This is a genomic window from Streptomyces griseorubiginosus, from assembly GCF_017614965.1.
GTDB classification, from domain to species: domain Bacteria; phylum Actinomycetota; class Actinomycetes; order Streptomycetales; family Streptomycetaceae; genus Streptomyces; species Streptomyces griseorubiginosus_B.
On record NZ_WVUG01000446.1, the window covers coordinates 1 to 5,563 of the forward strand.

Below are 5,563 nucleotides of genomic sequence, written 5' to 3' on the forward strand. Positions count from 1 at the left end.
GTGGGGGCCTTTCGGGGTGGCCGTTTCGCGGAGGTCGCGTGGGTTGGTCGTCCTGTGTTCTATTCCGTTCGGTTTTGTTTCATCGGTTCCGTTTCGTTTCCGTCAGGGCTGAGGGGGCCTGTCGGGCGGAAACGACCGTCAACGGGCCGGGGTGTCTCGGGGTCGCCCTCCTCCCCGGGGAGTAGCGGGTCATGCACCGTCTCCTGCCGGGGAGTTAGGACAGGTGACTTCGTGGGCACGATGTGCCGGGAAGGCGCGGGGACCAGGCTGGTTCACGTCAGCCGGAGGGACTTCCCAGGCCCGAGGAGGCGTCATGAACCGCCAGATCCGCGTCCGCGTCAACCGCCGCCCCAGCACGCCCCGCGACACGACCATCGACCGCAGGACACCCTCGGGCCGGATCCTGCCGTACTGACGGCCGTCATGAACTGCCGTGCAGACGGCGCGAGATCGCCGTACGAAGGGCTCGGCGCACCTCCTCGGGGGGCGTGGGGCCCTTGGGCTCCGCCCCGGCCACGACCGCGGCGGCGACCGCGCGCAGCTTGGTGTTGGAGTGCTGGGAGGTCTCCCGCAGGATGTCCCAGGCCTGTTCCGAGGTGCAGCCGTGCGTGGCCATCAGCACGCCCCGCGCCTGGTCGATGACCGGGCGGGAGACGATCGCCTGCCGCAACTGCTCGATCTCCACCCGTAGTTCGTCCAGCTGCTCCGCGCGCTCCCGGGCGACCGCGGAGGTGGTGCGCGGCCCCGCCGTCCGGTCGGACGCGTGCCGCAGCGGGTCCTCGGTGTCCAGCCCGACCAGCTCCAGGATCCGGCGCGGCTGCCCGTTCCAGTGCGTGGCCCGCACCGGGACGCGGTGCCGCCGGCCGTAGGCGTCGAGCAGGTCGAGGAACTGCAGCCCCGCCGTGTCCATGAAGACGACGTCCGTCATGTCCAGATCGACACCGCTGACCCGGTCCGGGAGTTCCTCCAGTGTCCTGGCCAGGGTGTCCGCACAGCCCCTGACGAGCTCGCCGCGCGGAGTGAGCACGGCGTGCCCCTCCACCACACGGCCGTCGATGACCAGGGTGTTCAACCGCCCTCCGAGAGGTGTGTGTGCCGCAGAGGTCATGTCCGCCTCGCCGCTCCCGACAGTCGTCTCGACGTTGAGTCACCGATCGCCACCGGGTTTGGCCGCGAGGCCGTACCGGAACTCCGCGGGGACCCGGCGGTGCTGACAGACGCCTGCCCGAAGCGCGCCGGTGTATACCCCGCGACGGGGAACGAGCGGGGAGGGGACGGGGAATGACCGGCTCGTGTCGCGGGTACCCCCCAATCGTCCAGAGGATGGAGGGTAGGGTACGGAGCCCGTGGTGGGAGAGGAGACCGCGTGGGTGTCCGGAACCAGGCTCCCCGTCCGGCCGAGGGCTCGCGGCCGTGGCTGACGGTGTCCTCGCTGCCGGGGTGTCATGGGCTGCGCGTTGCGGGCGAGGTGGGCCTGGCGACGCGCGTCGACTGGGAGCGGGCCCTGGCGCGGGCCGTGCGCGAGGGTGGGCGGGAGTACCGGCTGGAGCTGTCGGCCGTGACCTTCGTCGACGTGGCGGGAGCGGGAGCGCTGGCGGCCGCCGCGCAGACCTTGGAGGAGGGCAGGAGGATCGTGCTGCAGCAACCGCCACCGACCCTGCGCCGCCTGCTGGACATGTTCTGGCCGGGGCTGCCGGCGATCGAGGTGCACACGCCATGACCGTCACGACCGAGCCCCACGACCCCTTCGTCCACCCCGCGCTCTTCTACGCCGACGAGCGGGAGTACCTGGAGGGCACCGTCCCCTTCGTGCGGGCGGCCCTCAAGGCCGGTGAACCGGTCGCCGTCGCCGTGCCGTCGGAGAACCTCCGGCTGATCCGCGACGGCCTGGGGGCCGACGCCGACGCCGTACGGTTCCTGGACATGCGGGAGGCCGGCCGCAACCCCGGCCGGATCATCCCCGGCGTGCTGCGGGCCTTCACCGACGCCCAGCCCTCCGGCACCCGGGTCCACATCATCGGCGAGCCGATCTGGGCCGGCCGCAGCGCCACCGAGTACCCCGCCTGCGTGCAGCACGAGGCGCTGATCAACGCCGCCTTCCAGGGGCGTACGGCGACCATCCTGTGCCCGTACGACACCCGGCGGCTGGCCCCCGAGGTCATCGCCGACGCCTACGTCACCCACCCCACCCTCGTGCGCGGCGGGTCCGGCGCGGCGGAGAACAGCAGCGCGTACGCCCCCGCCGAGATCGTCGCCCGCTACAACGAACCCCTGCCGCCGGTCCCGGACGCCCCGGTGTTCGCCTTCCGTGCCGCCTCCCTCAGCGAGGTGCGCCACCTGGCCGTGGCCGAGGCCGCCCGGCTGGGCCTGCCGTCCGCGCGGCTCGAGGAGCTGGCCCTGGTCGCCGCCGAACTGGCCACCAACAGCGTGGTGCACGGCGGCGGTTCGGGCTCGCTGCGGGTGTGGGCCGAGGACGACTCGGTGGTGTGCGAGGTACGGGACGCCGGCCGCCTCACCGACCCCCTGGCCGGTCGCCGCCCCGCCTCCCGCGACCAACGCGGCGGCCGCGGACTGCTGTTGGTCAACCTGGTCGCCGACCTGGTCCGTGTGCACAGCGACGACGAGGGGACGACGGTGCGCTGTTGGTTCGGGCGCTGACGGCTGCCGCGAACCTCCGCCCCGCGGGACTGGCTTCCGTACGCATTCACTTTTTACGCTGGAAGCCGGGGGCGCCCGGAGACTCGTGGGCGCGCAGTGGACTCAGGGGGCTTCATGGGAGCCGCGACATCTCCCGTACCGAGCACGACACTGAGCGCTCAGGATCTGCCACCGCTGTTCCGGGTGAGCGATCAGTGGGCTCTACGTCATCAGAACGAATCGTTCCGGGCCGTCCGCACGCACCTCATCGTGCTTCTCCTGGCCACCACGGCCGCCGCGCTGACCGAGCGGGCCTCCGGGCATGTGTGGACGGTGTGCGCCGCCGCGCTGTACGCGGCGACGATCGCCCTCGGGCTGCGTACCTCGCGCCGCCGCTCCCGGGCCCGCTGGCAGGCGCACCGGGCGGCGGCCGAAGTGCTGAAGTCGCTGGCCTGGCAGTACATGGTGCACGGCGGCCCGTTCCACTCCCGGGTCGCCGACCCGGACGCCGTGTTCGCGGCGCGGCTGGAGGAGCGGCTGCGGGAACTGCGCAGCTGTGGCTGGGAGGACTCGCGGGGCGGGCCGTGGGAGCGGGGCGAGGGGCAGATCACTCCGCAGATGCGGGCCGTGCGGGCCAAGTCGTTCGCCGCGCGCCGGGACATCTATCTGCGCGACCGGCTCCTGGAGCAGACCGTCTGGTACAAGAACCGGGCCTCGCGGGCGCATCGCGCAGCCGCCCGCTGGTCGGCCGTCACCGCGGTCCTGACCCTGCTGGCGCTGACGACGGCCATGCTGCGGGCCTTCGGGCTGATCGGGGGCGCGGACCTCGCGGGACTGCTGAGCGCGGCCGCCGCGGCGGGCGTCGCCTGGCAGGAGGTACGGCGGCACGGACCGCTGACCCACGCCCACTCCCTCATCGAACAGGACCTGGAGACGGCCCGGATCGCGATGTCCACCACGGTGACGGAGGCGGGGTGGGCCGACGCGGTGGGGGAGGCGGAGCGTCTGATGTCACCGGCGCACACGGAGTGGCTGGTGCGGTTCGGAAGTTGAGGACGGTTGAGGGCAGTGGTGGCAGGGGAACGGCGGCGGGTGCGTGTCAGTCCCGGTGTACGCCGTCCCGCCACAGCACCGTCACCGGCACCCCGGTGCGCCACGCGTACGTCACGATGTCGCCCGTGCCGCCCGGGCCGCGGGCCGGGCGGCCGTCCCAGACGGCGATCAGGCGGTCGGAGTGGTCCACGATCCAGCGGCCCGCCGCGAAGTACGCCTCCTCGTGCGTCGGTTGGAGGGGCAGGTCGACGCGGGTCGCGCAGGAGCCCAGGAGCCTGCGGTACGTGCTGCGGGTCTCGGCGTCGCCCAGATGGGCCTCGTAGTCCATGCCCGGTATCACCGCCGTCACCGGGACGCCGTGGGCCAGTGCGATGTCGGCGAACAGCTGGTCGGCGCCGGCCGCGAGACTGCTGATGGCCTCCAACTCGGCGCCCCCGGCACTGAATTCGCGACGCAGGGCGGACCGGACGTAGGGCAGGACGGACGCCGGGATCGAGCGGTGTCCGGTCACGCCGATGCGGGTGACGCTGAGGCGGGGGGCCGCGGCCGCCGCGTCGAGGAACTGGGTGGTATGGATTGTCACGGAGCGTCCCCTCCCGTCACCATCGGTGAATACACCCTAGCCCAGGGCGACATGGCGCGCACGGGGCGCACCGGTTCACATCCGGTGGCCGCCGGGTCCGGGTGGCCCATGGTGGACCCGGGTCCTCGAGGCTCAGGTGGCCAGCGGGTCGAGGACCAGCGGCTCGATCTTGCCCTCCAGCATGTATCCGAGTCCCTGTACGGCGCACACGTCCGGCCGTTCGGCGATGTGCACCGGCATGCCGGTGGCCGCGCGGAGCATCTGGTCGAGGCCCGGGAGCAGGGCGGAGCCGCCGACCATCATGATTCCGCGGTCGGCGAGGTCGGCGACCAGATCGGGCGGGCAGTCGCGCAGGACGCGTCCGATGCCGTCGAGCACGGCGGTCAGGGGGGTCTCGATGGCGTCCCGTACGGCGGCGGTGTCGACCCGTACGGAGCGGGCGAGTCCGGTGGCGACATCCCGTCCGTGGATCTCGGTGGAGGCGGGCCCCTGGAGGGTGAGGCCGTTGCCGGAGAGGGCGAGCTGCAGGGGCCGTACGGACTGGCTGGGCAGCATCAACTCGTGCTCGTGGCGCAGATGTTGGACGATGGCGTGGTCCACGGCCTCACCGCCCACGGGGATGCGTTCGGCGGTCACGATGGACCCCAGTGACAGCACCGCCACCTGGGTGGCCGCGGCCCCGCACACCATGATCATGGTGGCTTCCGGGCGCTCCACGGGCAGCCCGCACCCCACGGCGGCGGCGATGAGGGTGTCCACCAGTTCCACGCGCCGGGCGCCGAGCCCCACGAGCGTCTCGATGGCGGCCCGCTGGGCGAGCGGATCGGCGTCGTGCGGGGTGCAGGCCGCCGCGCGCAGGAAGGGCTTGCGGCGCAGGGTGCGGCGGACCTTGTCGCCGAGCAGGTGCCGGAGCATGCGCTGCGCCATCTCGATGTCGACGACGGTGCCGCCGGAGACGGGGCGGACGACGCGGATGTAGTGCGGAGTGCGGCCCGTCATCTTCTCCGCGAACTCACCGACGGCGATCAGGGCGCCGGTCCTGGTGTTCACGGCGGCGGCGGAGGGCTGGTCGACGACGAGTCCGGCGCCCTTCACATAGACGCGGGTCCGGGCCGCCCCCAGGTCGACGGCGAAATGGCAGCGCCGCAGCTGCTCCAGACTGGCGGTCATGGCGGGTCCTCCCGAGAGCACAGACCGTGGGGACCGCCGGGTGGGCGGACCTCGTTCCTCGGCCCGCCGAGCGGCGGGCCTCACTGGAATCGTGCGGGGGGCGGAGGGGCGGCGCCGCTT

Annotated in this window: 6 protein-coding genes; 3 read left to right on the forward strand and 3 right to left on the reverse strand. The window is 72.8% G+C overall.

Annotation, left to right across the window (positions count from 1 at the left end; genetic code table 11):
• Nucleotides 1-421: 421 nt before the first annotated feature.
• Nucleotides 422-1,108 carry an ANTAR domain-containing protein gene (locus tag GRC12_RS41440; protein ID WP_208785612.1) on the reverse strand — a complete coding sequence of 229 codons (687 nt, stop codon included), beginning with the start codon at nt 1,106-1,108 and terminating at the stop codon, nt 422-424.
• 258 nt (nt 1,109-1,366) lie between these two features.
• Between GRC12_RS41440 and GRC12_RS41445 the strand changes: the two genes are divergently transcribed.
• The 3 genes from GRC12_RS41445 (at nt 1,367) to GRC12_RS41455 (ending at nt 3,690) form a co-directional block, all read left to right on the forward strand.
• A complete protein-coding gene (locus tag GRC12_RS41445) occupies nt 1,367-1,720 on the forward strand; it encodes an STAS domain-containing protein (RefSeq protein ID WP_208785613.1) in 354 nt (117 codons plus the stop codon).
• On the forward strand, nt 1,717-2,658 hold the full coding sequence (locus tag GRC12_RS41450; protein ID WP_208785614.1) for a sensor histidine kinase: 942 nt from the start codon (nt 1,717-1,719) through the stop codon (nt 2,656-2,658). The genes GRC12_RS41445 and GRC12_RS41450 overlap by 4 nt, the downstream gene beginning before the upstream one ends.
• A 114-nt stretch (nt 2,659-2,772) precedes the next feature.
• On the forward strand, nt 2,773-3,690 hold the full coding sequence (locus GRC12_RS41455; RefSeq protein ID WP_208785615.1) for a DUF4231 domain-containing protein: 918 nt from the start codon (nt 2,773-2,775) through the stop codon (nt 3,688-3,690).
• Between the two features lie 46 nt (nt 3,691-3,736).
• On the opposite strand, the gene GRC12_RS41460 is transcribed toward GRC12_RS41455, so the two are convergent.
• Together GRC12_RS41460 and GRC12_RS41465 are read right to left on the reverse strand one after the other, a co-directional pair.
• On the reverse strand, nt 3,737-4,273 hold the full coding sequence (locus GRC12_RS41460) for a hypothetical protein (protein WP_308286748.1): 537 nt from the start codon (nt 4,271-4,273) through the stop codon (nt 3,737-3,739).
• A 132-nt stretch (nt 4,274-4,405) separates the two neighbouring features.
• The gene (locus GRC12_RS41465; RefSeq protein ID WP_208785616.1) at nt 4,406-5,443 is read right to left on the reverse strand and encodes a rod shape-determining protein; all 1,038 of its coding nucleotides are present in this window, start codon (nt 5,441-5,443) and stop codon (nt 4,406-4,408) included.
• Between the last annotated feature and the right edge of the window lie 120 nt (nt 5,444-5,563).